This is a genomic window from Micromonospora sp. NPDC049139 (genome assembly GCF_055586845.1).
In genome coordinates, this window is record NZ_JBVJHK010000002.1 from 648255 (window position 1) to 668657 (window position 20403).

Sequence of the window (20403 nt, forward strand, 5' to 3'; positions counted from 1 at the left end):
ACCCGCTGACCGTTTCAACAACCCGGTACCCGTCAACCATCCGTCTCATGGCTGTGAGTTGCCTGGGATGTCCGGAGTGCCCGCCTGCGATTACCGCCACGATCAGCGGGAATCCGGGCGCGGAGCCCGCCGCCTGGAATCCGGGCGCGGAGCCCGCCGGCTGACGGGTTCGCAGCGCGGGAGCCGCCGGCTGACTGGTTCGCTCAGCGGGCGGCGAGGTCGAGCACGAGTTGCGGAGCGAAACCGATCACCACTGCCACCACGGTTGCCACGACCAGCGCCGCGCCGACCGCCCCGGCCCGCACGGCGGCGATGGCCGGGGCACCGACCGGCGTGGCGTCCCCACCGGCGGGGGCGGTGGGCCCGGCGACCGGGGCCGTCGGAGCCACGGGCGGGGCGGCCCAGAGGGCGGCGGTGAGGCGCAGGTAGTAGGCGAGGCCGAGCACCGCGTTCACGGCCACCACCAGGGCCAGCCAGCCCGCGCCGCCGTCCAGCAGCGAACGGACCACGGTCACCTTGGCGAAGAGACCGGCCAGGCCCGGCGGCAGACCGGCGAGCCCGATCAGCGCCAGTCCCAGCGCCGCCGCCCGCCACGGGTGCCGCCGGCCCGCGCCGCGCAGGTCGTCGACGGTGCCGCCGTCTGCGCCGGCCGGGCGCAACGCCACCACGGCCGCGAAGGCCGCCAGCTCCAGCACCACGAAGAAGACGGCGTACGCGACGGCGGCCGCGTACGCGACGGTGCGGGCGTCGGCGGTGCGTCCGGCGGCCAGCGCCAACGCGCCCAGCGGGGCGAGGATGTAGCCGGCCTGGGCCACCGAGGACCAGGCGAGCAGCCGGACCGTACGCCGCTGGCGCAGCGCCACCAGGTTGCCCACGGTCATCGTCAGCACCGCGAGCAGGGCGAGCACCGGCCCCGTCACGTCGGCCGGCAGCGCGTGCTGCACGACGGCCAGCAGGGCGACCACGCCGCCCAGCTTGGAGGCGGTGGAGAGGTATGCCGCCACCGGCAGCGGCGCGCCGTCGTAGGTGGCCGGCGCCCACGCGTGGAAGGGCACCGCCGCCACCTTGAACGCCAGCCCCAGCACGACCAGCGCCACGGCGGCGGTGGTCAACGGCAGGTCGAGCAGGTCCGGCCGGTCGGTCAGGATCGCGCCGAGCCGGCCCAGGTGCAGCCCGCCCGTGGCCGCGTAGAGCAGCGCCGCCCCCAGCAGGGTCAGCGTGGTGGCGACCACGCTGACCACGAAGAAGGTGACGGCCGCCTCGGCGCTGGCCAGGCTGCCCCGGCGCAGCCCGACGAGCACGTAGAGCGGCAGGGTGAGCGTCTCCAGCGCCACGACCAGGGTGATCAGGTCGCCGGCCGCGCCGAGCACCACGCCGCCCGTCATCGAGCAGGCGAGCAGGAAGCAGTACTCCCCCGTCGGCGACTGCCCCGCCCGCAGCAGCGGCCCCGACAGTGCGAGCACCCCGAGCGTGAGCAGGGCGACGACCGCCGCCACCAGGGCGGCCCGGCCGCCGAAGACGTACGAGCAGTCGGGGCCGACGCAGAACGTCCGCCGCTCGTCCCCGGCGCCGACCAGGGCCGCGCCGAGCGCCGTGGCGACCGCGCCGACGGCGGCCGTCGCCAACGTGACCCGGGAGCGGGCCACCAGCAGGTCGGCGAGCAGCACCAGCACGGCCGTCCCGGCGGCCAGGTACGCCGGGAGCAGCGCCACGTTGTCGACGCTCTGCACCACGCTCATGCCGGCACTCCGCCGCGTCGGTTCCGCCGGCCCGGCTCGCTCATCGCAGCACCTCCACCAGGGCGTCCACGGGGGCCTCGGCGACGCCGAGCACCAGGGTCGGGGCCAGACCGACCGCGAGAGCCAGCAGCACCAGCGGCGCCCACGCGGCCAGTTCCGCGCCAGCCAGGCCGGGGGTCAGCCGCCCGACCGCCGGGCTGGGCCGCCCGTGCGTCACCCGCCGCAGCAGCCGCAGGAAGTACGCCGCGGTGAGCGCCCCGCCGAGCGCGGCCAGCACGCCCAGGGTGGTCCAGAGCGCCCCACCGACCTCGACGGCGGCCACCACCGCGAACGCCTCGCCCCAGAATCCGGCGAGCCCGGGCAGGCCGAGCGAGGCGACGGCGGCGAAGCCGAGCAGCCCGGCGAGCCGGGGCGCGGTCTCCCGCAGCCCGGACAGCTCGTCGAGCGAGCCGGTGTGCGTACGGTCCTTGATCGCGCCGGCGAGGAAGAACAGCAGGCCGGTGATCACCCCGTGCGCGACGTTGCCGATCAGGGCCGCCTGGATGCCGGTGGTGGTGAGCGTGGCGACCCCGAGCAGCACGAAGCCCATGTGCCCCACGCTGGAGTACGCGATCAGCCGTTTCAGCTCGCGCTGCGCGAGGCAGACCAGCGACCCGACCAGGATCGCCGCGACCGCGAGCACGCCGAGCACCGGGGCGGCCCAGCGGGCGCCCTCCGGCGCCACTCCGACCGCGATCCGGATCAGCCCGTACGTGCCCATCTTGAGCAGCACCCCGGCGAGGACGACGCTGCCGACGGTGGGCGCCTGGGTGTGCGCGTCGGGCAGCCAGGAGTGCAGCGGCCAGAGCGGGCTCTTCACCGCGAACGCCAGCGCGAGCAGGGTGAACGCGGCGAGCTGGGTGCCCCGGGACAGCCCGGCTCCGCCGGTGAGCGCCACGATGTCGGCGGTGCCCGCGGCGGCCACCACCGTGTAGACGCCGACCAGCAGCAGCACCGAGCCGAACAGCGTGTAGAGGGCGAACTTCGCCGCCGCCCGTCGCCGGTCCGCGCCGCCCCAGCCGGCGATGATCGCGTACATCGGCAGGAGGACGACCTCGAAGAACACGAAGAACAGCACGAGGTCGAGGGCGAGGAAGGTGCCGAGGATGCCGACCTCGACGACCAGCAGCAGCGCCACCAGCGCCCGCCCGCTGCCGCCCTCGGGCACCCGCCACAGGGTGTAGGCGCAGCAGAGCAGGGTGAGCAGGGCCGTCAGCACGACCAGCGGCCAGGAGATGCCGTCCACCCCGAGGTGGAAGCGCAGGTCCAGACCGGGCACCCAGGGCAGGTCGAGCCGGTGCCACGGGCGCACGGCGGGCACGCCGGCCGCGTAGGTGGTCCAACCGCGCTCACCGAGGAAGAGCAGCGCGGCGGCCACCAGGGTCAGCGCGGCGACGGCCGTGCCGAGCGCCCGGGCCCCCCGCTCCCGAGGGGTCGCGGCCACCGCGAGCGCGCCCAGCGCCGGCAGCGCCAGCACCGCGACCAGCAGGAACTCCCCGAACCTCATGCGGCCACTCCGATCAGGGCGGCGGCCAGCCCGATCAGCAGCGCGCCGGCGAGCACCCCGGCTGCCGCGCGCGGCAGCGCGGCCCGGTGCAGGGCCGCCAGCCCGCCGCCGAGGCCGAGCGCGGCCCGGCCGCTGCCCTCGACCGCGCCGTCCACCACCACCTCGTCCGCCGTACGCGTCGCCCGGGCCAACGCCGTCGTCGGGCGTACGACCAGGGCACGCTGAACGTCGTCGAGCCGGAACGCGGCGGCGAACACCGGCCGGAGCGGACCCAGCGCGGCCGCCGGGTCGGCGGCCGGGTCCCGCCGCCAGCGGAGCCAGGCCAGCCCCGCCCCGACGGCCAGCAGCGCCAGCGGCAGCAGCAGTTCCGGGCCGACGTGGATCAGGGCGTGCTCCCCGGCCGGCGCGCCGGCGGTGGGCGTGAGCAGCAGCCGGCGGGCGAAGGCCCAGTCGAAGCCGGCGAGGCCGAGCAGGGCGGCCGGCACGGCGAGCAGCAGCACCGGCCAGCGCATCACGGCGGGCGGGTCGTGCGGGTGGGCCAGCGGGATCCGCGTCTCGCCGAAGAAGGTGCGCAGCAGCAGGCGGGTGGCGTACCAGGCGGTGACGGCGACGCCGACCAGCCCGGCGAGCCAGACCAGCCAGCCCACCCAGGACGGGGCCGGGCCGGCGCCGTGCAGGGCGGCGTCCCCGGCGGCGGCGAGCACGCCGTCCTTGCTCCAGAAGCCGGACAGTGGGGGCAGCCCGGCCAGGGCGCCCAGGCCGACCACCGTGCACCAGAAGGTGACCGGCATGGCGCGGCGCAGCCCACCCATCCGGGACATCAGCGTGGTGCCCACCGCGTGGATCACCGCGCCGGCGGCGAGGAAGAGCAGCGCCTTGAACGCGGCGTGGGTGAGCAGGTGGAACAGCGCGGCGGGAGCCGAGCCGACCGCGAGCGCGCCGGTCATGTAGCCGATCTGGGAGACCGTCGACCAGGCCAGCACCCGCTTGAGGTCGTCCTGGGCGGTGGCGGCGAAGGCGCCGAGCAGCAGGGTGACCGAGGCCATGACCCCCAGCACGGCCAGCGCGACCGGGGTGGCCTCGAACAGCGGGTAGAGGCGGGTCACCGCGTACACGCCGGCGGCGACCATCGTGGCGGCGTGGATCAGCGCCGAGATCGGCGTCGGGCCGGCCATCGCGTCCGGCAGCCAGGTGTGCAGCGGGAACTGGGCGCTCTTGCCGGCCACCCCGGCGAGCAGCAGCAGGCAGGCGGCGGTCAGCGTGCCGGTGCCGTGGTCGTGCGCGAGCACGTCGGCGATCCGGAAGCTGCCGGCCGAGACGCCCAGCAGCGCGATGCCGAGCAGGAAGCCGACGTCGCCGACGCGGGTCACCAGGAACGCCTTCATCGCGGCGGCCGGCGCCTCGGGGAGCCGGCGGTCGTGGGCGATGAGCAGGTAGGAGCAGATGCCCATCACCTCCCAGCCGACCAGCAGCAGGATCAGGTCGCCGGCGACCACCACCAGCAGCATGGCGGCGGTGAAGAGGCTGATCTGCGCCGCGTACGGCGGGTAGCGGTGGTCGGCGTCGACGTCGTCGTGCGGGCCCCGGCGCAGGTAGCCGATCGAGTAGACCTGCACGGCCAGGGCCACCGCGGCGACCGCGACGGCCACCAGCGCGGCGGCCGAGTCGAGCCGGACCCCGAGGGTCACGGTCAGCCCGCCCAGGTCGACCCAGGTGGTGGACGCCTCGGCCGGCCGGTCGAGGGCGACCAGCAGGGCGACGGCGAGCGCCAGCGCGCCGGCCGCCCCGGCCACGCCGAGCGCGATCGCCACCCGGCGGGCCCGGTCCCCGCCCGTCCCGGCGCCGCGCGGCGAGGGCGGCAGCAGCAGGCCGAGCAGGCCCGCGACCAGCGGTACGGCCGGCAGCAACGCGCCGAGCGTCGTGGTCGTGCTCACCGCTCCCCCTCCGGACGGCCGGACCCGGGCCGGGCGCCGGTCCCGGCGGCGGACCCGGGCCGGGCGTCGGTCCCGGCGCCGGACCCGGGCCGGGCGTCGGTCCCGGCGGCGACCCCGGCCACGGCCGGCCCGGCCGGACGTGCGGTCGGCGGGCGCTCGGTCAGCGGGACCTCGTCGACGGCGACGCTGGCCCGCAGCCGGTAGAGCTGGAGCACGATCGCCAGGCCGACCCCGATCTCGGCGGCGGCCAGCACGATCACGAAGAGCGCGAAGACCTGCCCGCCGTGCGGCAACTGCGCCCGCACGGTGGTGTCGGCGGTGACCAGGATCAGGTTGACCGCGTTGAGCATCAGCTCGACGGCCATCAGCACCAGCACCGCGTTGCGCCGGCGCAGCACGCCGTAGACGCCGAGGCCGAACAGCAGCGCGGCGGTGACGTACGGGATGACCGGCCTCACCGCGACCGCCCGCCATCGCCGCCCGGACCGCTCCCGGTGGTCGCCGTCCCCGGCCGCCCGCCGGACCGGTCGGTGCCCGGTCGGCCGATGTCGGGGCGGGAGAGCACGATCGCGCCGACCAGGGCGGCCAGCAGCAGCACCGAGAGCACCTCGAACGGGAGCACCCAGCTCCGGAAGATCTGGTCGCCCAGGCGTTCCGCGGTGCCCGCGTCGGGCAGGTCCACGGCCGTCCAGCGGTAGGCGTCGACCAGCAGGGCCGCCAGGCCCAACCCGGTGCCACCGCCGATCAGCGCCGCGGGCCAGCCGGGCCGGTCCAGGTCGTCGGAGGCGCCGATCGGGGCGCGGGTGAGCATCACCGCGAACAGCAGGAGCACCACCACCGCGCCGACGTAGATGAGCACCTGCACCCAGGCCACCAGCTCGGCGGTGAGCACCAGGTACATCCCGGCCAGCGCGCCGAGGCAGACCACGAGGTAGAGGCCGGCCCGCACCAGGTGCCGGGTAGCCACCACCAGCACCCCCGAACCGACCGCCACCGCGCCGAGGGCGAGCAGCAGCACGTCCGCACCGGTCATGCGCCGGCCTCGGGCTCGGGGCGTACGGGCGGGGCGGCGGGACGGGCGGCGGGGGCCGCCGGGACCGCGGCCTTACGCGCGGCGGTGGTCTCCTCCTTGGCCGGCTCGCCGTTCGGGTCGTGCGCGGGCGGCGGCGGCACGGTGCCCATCCACTGCCCCAGGTGGTCCTTGTCGTGCAGCAGGTCCTTGATGTCGTACTCGGCGTACTCGAACTCGGGCGACCAGTAGAGCGCGTCGAAGGGGCAGACCTCCACGCAGATGCCGCAGTACATGCAGAGCGAGAAGTCGATGTCGAACCGGTCGAGCACGTTGCGCTGGCGGGGGCGGGCGGCGCCGGGCACCGCCACCTCCTCCTTGTGCGAGTCGATGTAGATGCACCAGTCCGGGCACTCCCGCGCGCAGAGCATGCAGACCGTGCAGTTCTCCTCCAGCAGCGCGATCACCCCGCGCGAGCGGGGCGGCAGCTCGGGGGCGACGTCCGGGTACTGCTGGGTGGTCGAGCGGCGGGTCATCGTCTTCAGCGTGACCGCGAGCCCCTTGACCAGGCCCGCGCCCGGCAGGCCACGATCTGGGCCGGCGCCGCCCGGCTCGCTGCGCTCGCTGCGGTCGGTCATGCCGACCATCCTGCCCTGTGGCCCCGGCGCGCGCGACCACCACCCGGGGTTGACCGGCGTACCGTGAGCGTGGGGAGAACGACGCACCGGAAAGGGCTCGCCATGACCGCCGCGCTGCACGACGACTTTCCGCCGCCGGGCGAGTGGACGGCCGACGATCTCGACCGCCTGCCCGACGACGGCCGCCGCCACGAACTCCTGGACGGAAACCTCATCATGTCGCCCTCCCCCACGCGACTCCACCAGTCGATCGCCCTGATGCTCGGTGCTGCTCTCCAGGAGAGCTGCCCCGCCGACCTCGACGTCACCCAGGCCGTCGAGGTGCGACTGTCCCGGACCCGCGCGTTCATCCCCGACGTGCTGGTCACCGAGCTGGACGCGGCCTCGCGCAACCCCTCGCACTACCGGCCCCACGAGGTGATGCTGGTGGTCGAGATCGTCTCGGAGGGATCGCGGAGCATCGACCGGGTGCTCAAGCCCGCGCTCTACGCCGAGGCGGACATCCCCTACTTCTGGCGCATCGAGACCGAGTCAGGGATCGTCGTGCATGCCCACAAGCTCGACCCGGCGAAGCGCGTCTACGTCGAGCAGGCCCGGATGACCGACGGCATCCTGGTTCCGGAGCCTTGGGAGATCGACATCCCGCTCAGCAGGATCATGCCGAGGTCCCGCTGATCCCACCCGCGGCGGGCGGGAGCATCTCGACGCCGAGCTGCTGGAGGAGTTGGAACAGCTCGTTGCAGCTCCACACGTCGACGATCCGGCCGGCGTCGTCGAAGCGCAGGAAACTCGCCCCCGAGTAGCTGACGACCTGTCCGGTCGGCGGCACCGGCCCGAACCGGCCGACCTGGGTGCCGGCCGCCCGCCAGTGCACCGCCACCCGGTCCCCGGCGGCCACCACGTCCACGATCTTGTAGCGCAGGTCGGGGAAGGCGGCGCGGCGTTCCCGGTGCCACGCGAGCGTCGCCTCCGGGCCGGCGCCGCCCAGCCCCGGGCACTCCGGCGCGACCAGCTCGTACGCCGACTCCTCCCGCGCGGCGTTCCACACGTCGGCGATGAAGCGCCGGGCCGTCGCCTCCACATCGGTCACCGCGGCAGCGTAACCGCCGGCCGCGCCGCCCGACCCGGACGCCGGCCGCACCGGGGAGGAGCCCGCGGGCGCAGTGGGCTGGCGCTCGGTACACCGGCGGGCGGCGGAACCCGCCATGATGGGACGAGCGACAGGCGACGGCGGAGGGAGCGGGCGTGGGCGACACCACCGAGGACCGCGGCGGCGGCACGGCCAGCGGCGACGAGGTGCTGATGCGGACCGGCGGCAGGTACGTCGAGCCGGGCGGCGAGTTCACCCGGGACCAGCGTTACATCGCCACCCGGATCACCGCCGACGGCCGGGACGGCTGGCCGGTGCAGCCCGGCCGGTACCGGCTCGCCGTCAGCCGCGCCTGCCCGTGGGCGAACCGGCTGATCATCGTCCGGCGGCTGCTCGGCCTGGAGGACGCGATCTCGATGGCGGTGGCCGGCCCGACCCACGACAAGCGGAGCTGGACGTTCGACCTGGACCCGGGCGGGCGCGACCCGGTGCTCGGCATCGAGCGGCTGGCGGAGGCGTACTTCGCGCGGTTCCCCGGCTACGAGCGCGGCATCACCGTGCCGGCGATCGTGGACGTGCCGACCGGGCAGGTGGTCACCAACGACTTCGGGCAGATGAGCCTCGACCTGTCCACCGAGTGGACGGCGTACCACCGGGCGGGCGCGCCCGAGCTCTACCCGGAGCGGCTGCGCGACGAGATCGACGAGCTGAGCGCGATCCTGTTCCGGGACGTCAACAACGGCGTCTACCGGTGCGGCTTCGCCGGCGACCAGGGGGCGTACGAGAAGGCGTACCACCGGCTCTTCGACCGGCTGGACTGGCTGAGCGACCGGCTGGCCGGGCAGCGCTACCTGGTCGGCGACACCATCACCGAGGCCGACGTGCGGCTGTTCACCACGCTGGTCCGCTTCGACCCGGTCTACCACGGCCACTTCAAGTGCAACCGGAGCAAGCTGACCGAGATGCCGGTGCTCTGGGCGTACGCCCGGGACCTGTTCCAGACCCCCGGCTTCGGCGACACGGTCGACTTCGACCACATCAAGCGGCACTACTACGAGGTGCACCGCGACATCAACCCGACCGGGGTGGTGCCGCTCGGCCCTGACCTGGCGAGCTGGCTCACCCCGCACGGCCGGGAGGCCCTCGGCGGTCGCCCCTTCGGCGACGGCACCCCGCCCCCGCCGCCCCCGCCCGAGGAGCGGGTCGACCCCGCCCACACCCCGCTGCGCTGAGCCGGCACCCGGCCGAGGTGTAAGGAAGGGGCCCTTCCTATACCGAATACGTTAGGAAGGTGCCCTTCCTTACAGCGCGACGCGGACGGCGGCGGTGAGGACGAGTTGGCCCAGGGAGACGGGGACCAGGACGAGCCAGCAGAGGCGCTGGAGCTGGTCCTCGCGCAGGCGGGGATAGGACACCCGGAGCCAGATGATCACGAAGGAGACGGCGAAGACCTTCAGCAGGGTCCACAGCCAGCCGAGCTGCGCGTCGGCGAACGGGCCCTGCCAGCCGCCGAGGAAGAGCACGGTGGTGAGCGCGGCGATCACGACGATGCCGACGTACTCCGCGAGCAGGAAGAAGGCGAACCGCAGGCCCGTGTACTCGGTCATGTAGCCGAAGACCAGCTCCGAGTCGGCGACCGGCATGTCGAACGGCGGGCGGCGGATCTCGGCGAGCCCGGCGAGGAAGAAGACGACCATGGCGGGGGCCTGCCAGAGCAGCCACCACGGCTGCCACGCCTCGACAATGCCGGAAAGGCTGAGCGTGCCGGCCGCCATCGCCACCGACGCGGCGGCCAGCACCAGCGGCAGTTCGTAGCCGAGCAGCTGGGCCGCCCCGCGCAGCCCGCCGAGCAGGCTGTACTTGTTGGCCGACGCCCACGCCGACATCAGCACCGCCAGCACGCCCACCCCGACGACGGCCAGCACGAAGAAGAGGCCGATGTCGAGCGGCTGCCCGACCAGGTCGTCCGGGCCGAGCGGGATCACCAGCAGGACCAGCAGGTAGGGCACGAGGGCGACCGCCGGGGCGAGCCGGAAGACCGCCCGGTCCGCCTCCCGGGGCGTGACGTCCTCCTTCTGCACGAACTTCACGCCGTCGGCGACCAACTGGGCCCAGCCGTGGAAGCCGCCCGCGTACATCGGGCCGAGCCGGCCCTGCATGTGCGCCATCACCTTGTGCTCGGCCTGGCCGACCAGCAGCGGCAGGGTCAGGAAGGCGACGAGCACACCGCCCACCCGGATCACCAGCTCCAACCACAGCGGCATCAGGGCGTACCTCCGTCGTCGGCCCGCTCGGTCGCGGCCGGGCCCTGCCGGGACGGCCGGTCGGCCGGCGGTCCGGAGCGGGCGGCCCCCTCGCCGCGACCGCCGGGCGCACCCGGCAGTGGACCGGTCGGGCCGGCTGCCCCCGGACCGTCGGCAGCGGTCTGGTCGGCCGGCGCCGGAGCCTCGGCGGTCGGGCCGGCCGGCGCGGGGCCGTCGGCGGCGCCGGCGGGCCGGGCGGTACGGGCCGGACGGGCCCCCGGGGCCGGCCGGGCGGGCCGCTCCCGGGCCGGGCGGGCCGGGACGCCGCCGCGCGGACCCTCGCCGGCGCCGCCCGCGCCGGCCGGCGTCGGCGTCGTCCCCCACTCCCCCGGCGCGGGTACGCCCGGCGGGCGGATCGGTCGGCGCCCGCCTCCGGCCTCGGACTCGCCCGGTTCCTTGGCACCCGGCCACGGCTTGGCCACCCGCGAGGCGAGGACGAACTCCTTGCGCAGCGGGTGCCCCTCGAACTCGGGCGGCAGCAGCAGCGGCGCCAGCCCGGCGTGGCCGGGGAAGTCGATGCCGAACATCTCGTGCGTCTCCCGCTCGTGCCAGGCGGCGCCCGGGTAGACGTCGACCACCGAGGCGACGGCCGGCGCCTCGCGGGGCACGCGGGTGCGCAGCAGGAGGCCGTGCCGGTGGGTGGTGGACCAGAGGTGCGCCACCACGTCGAAGCCGCCGGCCAGCTCGTCGACGGCGGAGAGCCAGTCGAAGAAGTCGCAGGCCAGCTCCGCGTCGTCGCGGGCCGCGCGGAGCGCGTCCGGCCAGGTCGCCGGGGGTACGTCGACGGTGGCGCGGGCGTGCGCCTGACCGCCGGAGACCGACGGGGTGGCCTCGGCGGGCGCGAGCAGCGCGACCATCCGCTGGCCGACCTCTTCCGGAGTCATGCCGCTGATCCTAGGGCCTCTCCCGTGGGGCCCGCCGGAGCGAGCCGAGGCCCCCGGACGGCGGACGGCCCCGGCCGGTCCCGCCGGTTCGCGGGCGATCTGGCCGCTTTGCCCGGCGGCTGGCCGGCCGGCGGGAGAGGATGAGGCCGTGCGTGCTGTGACTGTCGCCCCTGGTGTCGCCGACTCCCTGCGGCTGGTGGAGGACCATCCCGAGCCGTCGCCCGAGGAGGGCTCGATCCTGGTCGAGGCGCTGTCGGTCGGGATCTGCGGCACCGACCACGAGATCATCGCGGGCGAGTACGGCGAGGCTCCGCCCGGCACGGACCGGCTGGTGCTGGGGCACGAGTCGCTGGGCCGGGTGCTGGAGGACCCGACCGGCACCCTGCAACCGGGTGACCTGGTGGCCGGCATCGTCCGGCACCCCGACCCGGTGCCCTGCCCGAACTGCGCGGTCGGCGAGTGGGACATGTGCCGCAACGGGCAGTTCACCGAGCACGGCATCAAGGCGCTGCCCGGCTTCGCCCGGGACCGGTGGCGGGTGCAACCCCGGTTCGCCGTCGGCCTGGACCGGGCGCTCGCCCCGGTCGGCATGCTGCTGGAGCCGACCAGCGTGGTGGCGAAGGCGTGGGACCACATCGAGCGGATCGGCGCCCGCGCCGAGTGGCAACCGCAGACCGTGCTGGTCACGGGGGCCGGGCCGATCGGCCTGCTGGCCGCGTTGCTGGCCACGCAGCGCGGGCTCGCCGTGCACGTGCTGGACCGCAGCACCACCGGGCCGAAGCCGGAGCTGGTCCGGGCGCTCGGGGCGACCTACCACACCGGGCCGGTCAGCGAGCTGGACTTCGCACCGGACGTGGTGCTGGAGTGCACCGGGGCGCCGGTCGTCGTCCTGGACGTGATGTGCCAGGCCGGGCCGACCGGCATCGTCTGCCTGACCGGGGTGTCCAGCGGCGGGCGGACCATCGACTTCGACGCGGGGGCGCTCAACCGCGCCCTGGTGCTGGAGAACAACGTGGTGTTCGGGTCGGTGAACGCCAACCGGCGGCACTGGGACATGGCCGCGGAGGCGCTGACCCGCGCCGACCAGTCGTGGCTCAGCTCGCTGATCACCCGCCGCGTGCCGGTGGAGGTGTACGCCGAGGCGTACACCTCCGAACCGGACGACATCAAGGTGGTGCTGGAGTTCGCCTCCTGACGCCGCTCAGAGGCCGGGCAGCCGGCCGTTGCGGAACAGGTCGACGAAGAGCTGGTGGTCCTGCCGGGCCCGCACCCCGTACGCGTGGGCGAAGTCGACGAGGTGTGCGACGAAACCCGCCTCGTCGGCGTCCACCGCCGCCACGATGGCCTCCTCGGTGGAGTAGTCCACCAGGTCGTGGCTCGACTCGTCGTCGGCGACCGAGTGCATCCGGGCGACCGCCCGGCCCAGGTCGGCCAGCACCCCGGCCAGCTCCTCCGGCTCGTTCACGTCGGCCCAGTCGAGGTCGGCCGCGTACGGGGAGACCTCGGCGACGAGCTGGCCGACCCCGTCCAGCTCGGTGAAGCCCAGCCACGGGTCGGCGTGCGCCTGGAGCGCCCGCTGCGACTCGGCGGTGCGGTGCCCCTGGTGCTGGAAGTAGCCCGCGATCGACTCGTCGGCGATGTGCCGGGCGACCGCCGGCACCTGGGCCTGCTTCATGTAGATGACGACGTCGTTCTCCAGCGCCTGGGTGTGCCCCTCCAGCAGCAGGTTGTACGACGGCAGCCCGGCCGAGCCGATGCCCACCCCCTTGCGCAGCACCACGTCCTTGATGTGTGCCGCCACCGGGCGCAGCCGGGCCGAGGAGACCGGCAACGTGCCGAGGTAGTGCTCGAACGCGGCGCACACCTTCGCCCGGGTCTCACCGTCGACCTCGAAGACGCCGTCGCCGAGGGAGAACCGCCGCTCGTAGTTGTCGATGGTGGTCTGCGTGGCGAGCAGGTCGACCCGGGTGTTGAGCCGGGCCTGCTGGAGCACCCGGCGCAGCACCCCGTCGGCGTTGTCCAGGGTGATCGAGCCAATCGCGTCGTCGCCGCCGGCGGCGATGGCCCGCAGCTCCGTCAGGTACGACCCGGCGAAGCCGGCGACCAGGTCGCTGATCGCCCGGTCGGAGAGCGCCTTGGCGTAGCCGAGCAGGGCCACGCTGGCCGCCAGGCGCTTGAGGTCCCAGCTGAACGGCCCGACGTACGCCTCGTCGAAGTCGTTCACGTTGAACACGAGCTGCCCGGAGGCGTTCATGTACGTGCCGAAGTTCTCCGCGTGCAGGTCGCCGTGGATCCACACCCGGCTGGTCCGCTCGTCGAGGAACCGGTCGTCGGCGAAGTCGCCGAGCTGGTCGGCGTAGAACAGCGAGGCGCTGCCCCGGTAGAAGGCGAACGGCGACGCGGCCATCTTGCGGAACTTGCGCCGGAAGGCGGCCGGGTCGAGCGCCATCGACTCGCCGAACTCCTCGGTGAGCACGTGGACGATGTGGGCGGAACGCTGGTCCGCGGACTGGCTCATGGTGCGCAGGCTAGCCCCCGCCGACCACCCGGGGGTGTCGTCCGACCGACCGGCCTTCCCGACCCGACGGCCGGAGTCGGCGCGGGCGGGGACGCGCCTCAGCGGGTGGGCGGGCGGACCGGCGGGGCGGTCAACGACTCCGCCGAGCGCGGGACCGCGCCGGTGGACCCGGCGTCGGCGGGCGGGGCGTCGACCGGCGCGGCGAGCGCGTCCGGCCGGGGCACCCCGCCGATCCCGGACTGCTCGGCGGCGATCTTCTCCTGGAGGCGCAGGATGCCGTGCAGCAGCGCCTCTGGCCGGGGCGGGCAGCCGGGCACGTAGACGTCGACCGGGATGAGCTGGTCGACGCCCTTGGTCACCGAGTAGGAGTCCCAGTAGGGGCCGCCGCAGTTGGAGCAGGCGCCGAACGAGATCACGTACTTCGGCTCGGGCATCTGGTCGTAGAGCCGCTTGATCGCGGGGGCCATCTTGTCGGTGACCGTCCCGGAGACGACCATGAGGTCGGCCTGCCGGGGGCCGTGCGCGAACGGGATCACGCCGAGCCGCATGAAGTCGTGCCGGCCCATGCTGGTGGCGATGAACTCGATCGCGCAGCAGGCCAGGCCGAAGTTGAAGACCCAGAGCGAGTAGCGGCGGCCCCAGTTCAGCACGAACCGGATCGGCTCGCCGAGCACTCCCGGCACCTGCACGACCGCCCCCTTCCCCGAGCCCGCCACCAGTCAACCACAGCCCCGGGGCACGCCGACCGGTCGCTCGGTCCGCGCGACCTCGGCCGCCCACTGTCGGCTAGGCGACGTCGGTTCGTGTTCGTCCGGCCGCAACCGTTCCCGGGGGTGGCAGGTGTCTTGCCCGTAACACCGCCCGACGGCAAGGGCCGCGGGCGGAACCACGGGGAACTGGAGGACACGGACATGGCACGTACCATCGCCCGTCGGCTCGCCGCCGGCGTTCTGGGCGCGGGGCTCGCCCTGCTCGGCGCGGCAGCGCCCGCCGCGCAGGCCGCAGCCGTGCCCGCCGACACGTCGGTGTCGGTCGGCCAATTGGTGCTCGAACCGACCGATCGTGGGTACGCCGGCGGCCTGCCGGTGACCGTCACCTACCGGGGCGCCCAGGCGAGCTCTCTCAACCTGACCGTCACCGAACCGGTGCCGGGCGCCTTTGCCGGGCTCACCCCGGCGGAACCGTGCTTCTCCGGCAGCCCGAACCCGGTGCGCACGATCTACTGCACGGTTCCCGGCGGAGCCCTCCAGCCGGGTGAGCGCCGACGGTTCACCGTCGACTTCCGGGTGTCGACCACCCTGCGCGACCACGCCATGTCCGCCCCGGCGGGTCGGGTGACGGTGGAGACCGGGGACGCCAACCCGACCAACGACACCAGCGAGTTCAGCACGCTGTTCCGCTCCACCACCGGCTCGCTGCGCGACCCGCAGCCGTACGTCTGGGACACCCTGACGGACGCGTCGCTGGCGGTGGGGGCGGCAACCATGACCCGGCAGGAGGACGGGAGCTGGCGGGGCCGGCTGCCGGTGACCGTACGGGTCGCGGGCGACGCCGCGCACGACGCGTACTGGCTGGAGCCGACGCTGCCGGCCGGGGTCAGCCTCGCCGGCATCGAGCCGGAGGAGACCTGCGCCGGCGCCTGCACCGTGCCCGGCGGGCGGTTCGTGCCGGGTGAGGAGCGCACCGTGTCGCTGCTGCTCCGCGCGCCCGCGGAGGTCGCCCCGGGCGACCTGGGCACGGGCTCGGTACGGCTGTACGCCGTCTTCGGCTGGGACGGCGAGCGGCTCGACGTCGACCCGGCCGACAACACCGCCGCGTTCACCGTCACCGCCGTCGACTGACGACAATGACGCAGACCGATGCGCGGCCGTGGGTGACCCCACGGCCGCGCACCACCCCTCCGCCACGCGGGACGGAGCGACCGACGATCGAGGTGAGGGCCGCGGTGGTGGAGGATGCCGGTCCCGGCTTCGACGACGTCTACCGCCACCACTTCCAGCCCCTGGTGGTGCAGTTGTACGCGTTCGTCGGCGACATGGGCGAGGCCCAGGACCTGGTGCAGGAGGCGTTCAGCCGGGCGTGGCCGCGCTGGCACCGGATCGCCCGCTACGACGACCCGGTGGCCTGGGTCCGCCGGGTGGCCTGGAACGCGGGCGTCAGCCGGTGGCGCCGGCTGCGCACGGCCCGGCTGTTCCACCAGCGCCAACGGCTGGAGGTGGTGGACGGTCCGGGCCCGGACCGGGTCGCGCTCGCCACCGCACTCCGTACGCTGCCGGCCCAGCAGCGACGCGCGGTGGTGCTGTACTACCTGGCCGAACTGACTGTCGGCGAGATCGCCGAGGAATGCGCGGTGGCCCCCGGGACGGTCAAGTCCTGGCTGCACCGCGCCCGCACGACACTCGCCGCCAGCCTCTCCGACAACGGCCCGGAGCATCCGGACGGCAGCCGCCCGGCGGCACCCCCGACCCGAAGGACGGTGGACTGAGATGGACCAGCGGGACCTGGGTCCTGACCGGCTGGCGGGCGCCTTCGCCGAACTGCGCTCCGCCAGTCTGCGTCAGGTCACCGACCCTGATCCGGACGAGCCGCGCCGTCGGGCGTACCGCCGACTGCGCAACCGGACCGCCGTCCCGGCGGTGGCGACGGCGGTCGTCCTGCTGGCCGGCGCGGTGGGGCTGGCCGGGAGCGCGGTCCGTCTGCCGCCCGCGCCGGTGACGGCGACCGACCCCACCGACCTTCCCTCCGCCTGGCCCTCGACCGGATCGACCCCGCCCGACCCGTCACCGTCCAGCCCGTCCGCGGCCCCGAGCGGCACCCCCTCGGCGACGCCGAGCCGCACGGCGACGCCGGCGCCGACCACCGGCGCGCCGGCCCCGTCCGGGCCCCGCCCCGGCGGCACGCCGTCGGCGACCTCGGCCCGGTACGTCGACCTGTCGATCGACGCCCCGCGCACCCTCACCCTGCAACCGTCCGGCGGCGCCTACGCCGGCTGGCTCGACGTCACCATGGCCAACGCCGGCACCCGCGCCTACGACAGCGGGGACCTGATCGTGGTGCTGCCGGTGGAGGCGACGATCAACCTCGACGGCACCGGCGTCGGCGGCTGCTTCCACCAGGGCGGGGACGACGACACGAAGACGATGTTCTGCACCGGGGACAGCCAGATCCCGGCGGGCGGCTCCCGGTCGTACCGGTTCCGGGTGCGGGTGGACGTCGCGCCGGGCGGGCCGGCGCGCACACTCACCGGCTTCGCGCTGACCGTCCGGGCAAACGTGCGGGGCGCCTTCCCCGCCGACCGCACCCCCGCCGACAACACCGCTCCGACCGACCTCAGGCTGCCCGCCGCGTGACCGCGTCGGCCGCGTGGGTGACCGGCGGCGTTGCCGGTCACCAGGTCGGGCGTTGCAGCAGGCCGACGAACTCCACGAGCAGCCGTTCCCGCAGCGCGGGCGGCGCGGCGTTGAGCAGCGTGTTCACCACCGCCGTCCGCCCCGGCACCGGGCGCGCCGGGGCGTCCGCACCGGTCGGGGCCGGGTCGCCCAGGCCCAGCCCCGCGGCCAGTCCGGCGACCAGGTCCGGGGTGAGCGCGTCGGGGGTCAGCGTGGTGGCGAGGGCGAGCAGCTCGCCGGGGAGCGCGACCGGCCCGGCCGCCCGGGCGGCGGCCACCGCGTCGGCCAGGGCCGGGCCGAACTCGGCCACCCGGGGCGCCACCGCGGCGGTCACGGTCAGGTGCACGCTCGGCGGCAGGTCGGCGTACGCGAGCTGGGGCTGGGTGTGCCAGCCCCGGGCGGTCAGCTCGTCGACCAGCACGAAGAGGTCCAGCCCCGGGTCGGTGGCGGTGAAGCAGACGACGGTCGACTCCGGCTCGGCCATCAGCCGCAGCCCGTCGACCGCCCGGACGGCGTCGGCCAGCCCGGCCACGGCGTCCCGCGTCGCCGCCGCGAGCCGCAGGTAGCCGTCGTCGCCGAGGTGGCGCAGGGTGGCGTACGCGGCGGCGATCGGGCCGCCGGAGCGGGTCGAGGCGATGACCGGGTTGACCATCGTGTAGCCGGGCCAGTCCGCGTACGCGAAGTACTGCGGGGCGCGCAGCGCCGGGTCGCGGTGCAGCAGCACCGACACGCCCTTCGGGGCGTACGCGTACTTGTGCAGGTCGACCGAGATCGAGGTGACCCCGGGGACGGCGAAGTCGAACGGCGGCACGGACGCCCCGAGCCGGCGCAGGTACGGCAGGGTCCAGCCGCCGAAGCAGGCGTCGACGTGGCAGCGCACCCCGGCCTCGGCGGCCGCCCCGGCGATCTCGGTGACCGGGTCGACGACGCCGTGCGCGTACGAGGGGGCGGAGCAGGCCACGAGGACGGTCTCCGGGCCGATGGCGGCGGCCACGTCGGCGGCGGCGGGCCGGAGCGTGGCCGCCGACACGGGCACCGGGTCCACCGCGACCCGCAGGTAGTGCGCCGCCTTGGCGAACGCGGCGTGCGCGCTGGCCGGCACCACGATCCGGGGCGCGGTGATCGCCGGGTGGGCGTCCCGGGCGGCCTTCACGGCCAGGATCAGCGACTCCGTCCCGCCGCTGGTGACGCTGCCGACGGCGTCCGGCGCGGTGCCGCCCGGGCCGCCGCCGAGCAGCCGGGCCGCCGCGCCGACCAGCGCGTTCTCCATCGCCAACAGCGACGGGAAGGCGGTCGGGTCGAGCCCGTTGACGTGCGCGCTCCCGGCGTGCGCGGCGGCGGCCAGCTCGTCCAGCCCCGGCACCGCCGGGTCGTAGACGTACGCGAAGAGCCGCCCCCCGTGCGTGGGCCGGTCGGCGCCCCGCAGCGCCCGCAGCTCGGCCAGCACCCGCTCGGCGGGCACCCCGCTCCCGGGCAGCGCGCTCCGGCCCGACCTCTCGTCGATCATGGAGTCGTAATGCCCTTTCCGTGGGATTCAGCGGCTTTTGTCCCCGCCCCGACCGCATCGACGGCGGGGCGACGGGCGGCCTGGGCTTGGGCCTCGGCTTCGGCGAGGCGGGCGGGGGTGAGGTCGTAGGGGCGCAGGAGGAGAACGGCCAGGGCCACCAGGAGGGCGGGCAGGACGGTGAAGCCGAGCAGGATGCCGAGGCGGGCGCCGTCGGACTGGGCGGCGGCGGTGCCGGTGTCGGCGGAGACGTAGCCGCTGAGCTGGAGCACGAGGCCGAAGATGCCCGGACCGAGGGCCAGCCCGAGGGTCTCTCCCGCCGTCCAGAGGCCGGTGAACACGCCGGCCTGCCGCCGGCCGGTGCGCGCCGTGTCGTACGCGATGCAGTCCGGGAGCATGGCGAGGGCGAAGACCTGCTGGCCCGCGTACCCGACGCCGACCAGCGCGACCAGGAGGTAGACCGCCGCCCCCGGCAGCACCGGCGCGGCGACCAGGGCCAGCGCGCCCGCCGCGAAGGTCAGCGACGCGGCGACCAGGGCGGTCGGCTTGCCGACGCGCGCGCCGACCCGGGTCCAGACCGGCATCACCAGCAGCGCCGGCCCGACGAAGCAGGCGAACAGGACGGTCGGCCCGCCCTCGGGGTCGCGCAGGATCTGGTCGGCGAAGTAGTTGACCCCGGCGAGGATCGTGGCCACCCCGGCGGACTGCACCACGAAGCAGACCAGCAACGCCCGGAACGGCCGGTTGCGCCCGGCGACGGCGAGTTGGGCGCGCAGCGTCGGCTCGCTCGCCCCCACCGTGCCCTCGGGGGCGGACCGGGTGCCGAGGAACGCGCCGAGCGCGCCGGCCACGATCAGCCCGGCGACGAAGAGCCCCATCCAGCGGTGCCCCGCGACGCCACCGCCGCCCGCGTCGCGCACCAGCGGGGCCACCGCCCCGGAGACGAGGATGGCCAGCGCCAGCACCGCGATCCGCCAGCTCATCAGCCGGGTACGTTCCGCGTGGTCGCCGGTCAGCTCGGCCGGCATCGCCACGTACGGCACCTGGAAGAAGGCGAACGCGGTGGCGGTGGCGAGGAAGGCGACGGCGACGTACGCCCCGGCGGCCGGCCCGGCCCCGAACGGCGCGGCGAAGATGGCGGCGAAGAGCACGCCGAGCGCCACCCCGGCGCCCAGCAGGTACGGCCGGCGGGCGCCCCAGCGCGACCGGGTGCGGTCGGAGACGCGGCCGGCGACCGGGTTGACCAGCACGTCCCACGCCTTCGGCAGGAGCACCAGCAGGGCGGCCGCGCCCGCCGCGACCCCGAGGGTGTCGGTCAGGTAGGGCAGCAGGAGCAGCCCGGGCACGGTGCCGAACGCGCCGGTGGCCAGCGACCCGAGCGCGTACCCCGCGTGCACCCGGCGCGGCAGCCCACCCGGCGCGGGCGGGCCGGCGGCCGGCGGCACCGGGACGGCCGGCGCGGCCACGCCCGGGGAGCCGGCTCCACCCGGCGGCGCGTCCATGGGGCCGAATGTTACTCACGTTATGGCGTTGGTCACATCCCCTCTTCCGGGGACCAGCCCGCCGCCCGCATGTCCACCCCGTCGCCGCGCAGCGGCGTGCCCTCGGCGCGCAGCCGGGCCCGCGCCTCCCGCTCGTGACCGGGCGGCAGGCGGCCGGCCGCGTTCACCACCCGGTGCCAGGGCACCCCGCCGCCGTGCCGCGCCATGATCGAGCCGACCAGCCGGGCCGACGCCCGCCCCGAGCGCTCGGCCAGCGCGTCGGCGACCGCCCCGTACGACATCACCCGGCCGGGCGGGATCCGCTCGACCAGTTCCAGCACCGCCTCGACGTACTCGTCAGGTCTCAC

At 75.4% G+C, this 20403-nt stretch carries 19 protein-coding genes and 1 pseudogene; 6 read left to right on the plus strand and 14 right to left on the minus strand.

All coding sequences use genetic code 11. The annotated features are described in order from the left end of the window. Nucleotides 1-203: 203 nt before the first annotated feature. The 6 genes from ACZ6Q9_RS06580 to ACZ6Q9_RS06605 are packed head-to-tail and all read right to left on the minus strand — an operon-like array spanning nt 204 to nt 6875. Nucleotides 204-1739: an NADH-quinone oxidoreductase subunit N gene (locus tag ACZ6Q9_RS06580; protein WP_396830260.1), complete on the minus strand. Its 1536-nt coding sequence runs from the start codon at nt 1737-1739 to the stop codon at nt 204-206. A gap of 40 nt (nt 1740-1779) precedes the next feature. Beyond that, entirely contained in the window at nt 1780-3285 is a 1506-nt protein-coding gene (locus tag ACZ6Q9_RS06585; protein WP_396830261.1) for a NuoM family protein, read from the minus strand. Then, nucleotides 3282-5219: an NADH-quinone oxidoreductase subunit L gene (locus tag ACZ6Q9_RS06590; protein ID WP_396830262.1), complete on the minus strand. Its 1938-nt coding sequence runs from the start codon at nt 5217-5219 to the stop codon at nt 3282-3284. Before ACZ6Q9_RS06590 ends, ACZ6Q9_RS06585 begins: the two co-directional genes overlap by 4 nt. Beyond that, entirely contained in the window at nt 5216-5677 is a 462-nt protein-coding gene (nuoK, locus tag ACZ6Q9_RS06595) for an NADH-quinone oxidoreductase subunit NuoK (protein ID WP_396830263.1), read from the minus strand. Before nuoK ends, ACZ6Q9_RS06590 begins: the two co-directional genes overlap by 4 nt. After that, a complete protein-coding gene (locus ACZ6Q9_RS06600) occupies nt 5674-6252 on the minus strand; it encodes an NADH-quinone oxidoreductase subunit J family protein (protein WP_393264949.1) in 579 nt (192 codons plus the stop codon). The genes nuoK and ACZ6Q9_RS06600 overlap by 4 nt, the downstream gene beginning before the upstream one ends. Next, nucleotides 6249-6875 carry a NuoI/complex I 23 kDa subunit family protein gene (locus tag ACZ6Q9_RS06605; RefSeq protein ID WP_393450417.1) on the minus strand — a complete coding sequence of 209 codons (627 nt, stop codon included), beginning with the start codon at nt 6873-6875 and terminating at the stop codon, nt 6249-6251. Before ACZ6Q9_RS06605 ends, ACZ6Q9_RS06600 begins: the two co-directional genes overlap by 4 nt. Nucleotides 6876-6968: 93 nt before the next feature. Between ACZ6Q9_RS06605 and ACZ6Q9_RS06610 the strand changes: the two genes are divergently transcribed. Continuing rightward, on the plus strand, nt 6969-7541 hold the full coding sequence (locus ACZ6Q9_RS06610; protein WP_393450414.1) for a Uma2 family endonuclease: 573 nt from the start codon (nt 6969-6971) through the stop codon (nt 7539-7541). Here ACZ6Q9_RS06610 and ACZ6Q9_RS06615 read toward each other — a convergent pair. Continuing rightward, nucleotides 7522-7956: an ester cyclase gene (locus ACZ6Q9_RS06615; protein ID WP_396830264.1), complete on the minus strand. Its 435-nt coding sequence runs from the start codon at nt 7954-7956 to the stop codon at nt 7522-7524. The genes ACZ6Q9_RS06610 and ACZ6Q9_RS06615 overlap by 20 nt on opposite strands. Before the next feature lie 212 nt (nt 7957-8168). On the opposite strand from ACZ6Q9_RS06615, the gene ACZ6Q9_RS06620 reads away from it, so the two are divergent. Then, nucleotides 8169-9188: a glutathione S-transferase family protein gene (locus ACZ6Q9_RS06620; protein WP_396830278.1), complete on the plus strand. Its 1020-nt coding sequence runs from the start codon at nt 8169-8171 to the stop codon at nt 9186-9188. A gap of 69 nt (nt 9189-9257) precedes the next feature. On the opposite strand, the gene ACZ6Q9_RS06625 is transcribed toward ACZ6Q9_RS06620, so the two are convergent. Together ACZ6Q9_RS06625 and ACZ6Q9_RS06630 are read right to left on the minus strand one after the other, a co-directional pair. Further along, a complete protein-coding gene (locus tag ACZ6Q9_RS06625) occupies nt 9258-10220 on the minus strand; it encodes a complex I subunit 1/NuoH family protein (protein ID WP_350818982.1) in 963 nt (320 codons plus the stop codon). Between the two features lie 323 nt (nt 10221-10543). After that, nucleotides 10544-11143: pseudogene (locus tag ACZ6Q9_RS06630) on the minus strand (NADH-quinone oxidoreductase subunit C); the annotation flags it as partial. A 148-nt stretch (nt 11144-11291) separates the two neighbouring features. Between ACZ6Q9_RS06630 and ACZ6Q9_RS06635 the strand changes: the two are divergent. Beyond that, nucleotides 11292-12338: a glucose 1-dehydrogenase gene (locus ACZ6Q9_RS06635; RefSeq protein ID WP_396830265.1), complete on the plus strand. Its 1047-nt coding sequence runs from the start codon at nt 11292-11294 to the stop codon at nt 12336-12338. Between the two features lie 6 nt (nt 12339-12344). Here ACZ6Q9_RS06635 and ACZ6Q9_RS06640 read toward each other — a convergent pair whose 3' ends face one another. Further along, nucleotides 12345-13661, minus strand: a complete 1317-nt coding sequence (locus tag ACZ6Q9_RS06640) for a DUF2252 domain-containing protein (RefSeq protein ID WP_393264936.1) — start codon at nt 13659-13661, stop codon at nt 12345-12347. A gap of 98 nt (nt 13662-13759) precedes the next feature. Next, complete coding sequence (locus ACZ6Q9_RS06645) at nt 13760-14350, minus strand: NADH-quinone oxidoreductase subunit B (protein WP_350711598.1); 591 nt, start codon at nt 14348-14350, stop codon at nt 13760-13762. A 222-nt stretch (nt 14351-14572) separates the two neighbouring features. Between ACZ6Q9_RS06645 and ACZ6Q9_RS06650 the strand changes: the two genes are divergently transcribed. The 3 genes from ACZ6Q9_RS06650 to ACZ6Q9_RS06660 are packed head-to-tail and all read left to right on the plus strand — an operon-like array spanning nt 14573 to nt 17011. Continuing rightward, nucleotides 14573-15502 (plus strand): hypothetical protein, encoded by a 930-nt coding sequence (locus ACZ6Q9_RS06650; RefSeq protein ID WP_393450405.1) that lies wholly within the window; start codon nt 14573-14575, stop codon nt 15500-15502. A 5-nt stretch (nt 15503-15507) separates the two neighbouring features. Then, on the plus strand, nt 15508-16146 hold the full coding sequence (locus tag ACZ6Q9_RS06655) for a SigE family RNA polymerase sigma factor (protein WP_393264928.1): 639 nt from the start codon (nt 15508-15510) through the stop codon (nt 16144-16146). A 1-nt stretch (nt 16147) separates the two neighbouring features. Continuing rightward, nucleotides 16148-17011, plus strand: coding sequence for a hypothetical protein (locus ACZ6Q9_RS06660; protein ID WP_396830266.1), 864 nt, complete (start codon nt 16148-16150; stop codon nt 17009-17011). A gap of 37 nt (nt 17012-17048) precedes the next feature. Here the strand turns inward: ACZ6Q9_RS06660 and ACZ6Q9_RS06665 are convergent, their stop codons facing one another. From ACZ6Q9_RS06665 to ACZ6Q9_RS06675, 3 genes are read right to left on the minus strand one after another with little or no spacing between them, the layout of a single operon-like run. Further along, the gene (locus ACZ6Q9_RS06665; RefSeq protein ID WP_393450399.1) at nt 17049-18557 is read right to left on the minus strand and encodes a pyridoxal phosphate-dependent decarboxylase family protein; all 1509 of its coding nucleotides are present in this window, start codon (nt 18555-18557) and stop codon (nt 17049-17051) included. After that, the gene (locus ACZ6Q9_RS06670) at nt 18554-20056 is read right to left on the minus strand and encodes an MFS transporter (RefSeq protein ID WP_393450396.1); all 1503 of its coding nucleotides are present in this window, start codon (nt 20054-20056) and stop codon (nt 18554-18556) included. The genes ACZ6Q9_RS06665 and ACZ6Q9_RS06670 overlap by 4 nt, the downstream gene beginning before the upstream one ends. Before the next feature lie 32 nt (nt 20057-20088). Then, nucleotides 20089-20403 (minus strand): MGMT family protein, encoded by a 315-nt coding sequence (locus tag ACZ6Q9_RS06675; RefSeq protein ID WP_350711609.1) that lies wholly within the window; start codon nt 20401-20403, stop codon nt 20089-20091.